This is a genomic window from Pseudomonas sp. SIMBA_068 (genome assembly GCF_046534705.1).
Lineage (GTDB): Bacteria > Pseudomonadota > Gammaproteobacteria > Pseudomonadales > Pseudomonadaceae > Aquipseudomonas > Aquipseudomonas putida.
Genome location: NZ_JAWRYI010001553.1, coordinates 1 through 239 on the forward strand (window position 1 = coordinate 1; position 239 = coordinate 239).

Sequence of the window (239 nt, forward strand, 5' to 3'; positions counted from 1 at the left end):
GTCCTGGGACAGCGCCGGGGCGATGAAGCCCATGGCCGCGGTGTCCAGGCCATCGAGGAAGACAATCAGGAAACACAGGATCACCACGCGCCACTGGTAACGGGACAGCGGCTGGGCATTGATGAAGGACTGCACATCAAGGCAGTTCCCTACAGCGGATTGAGGTTGGTTCATTGTTGTTATTTCCACGCTAAAACGCAGGCGAGCACAGGCCGCCAGGGCTGATCAGGTCACTAAAG

At 58.2% G+C, this 239-nt stretch carries 1 pseudogene; it reads right to left on the bottom strand.

The features are described from left to right. Positions 1-174: pseudogene (locus SB756_RS34895) on the bottom strand (aromatic acid/H+ symport family MFS transporter); the annotation flags it as partial. Positions 175-239 lie beyond the last annotated feature (65 nt).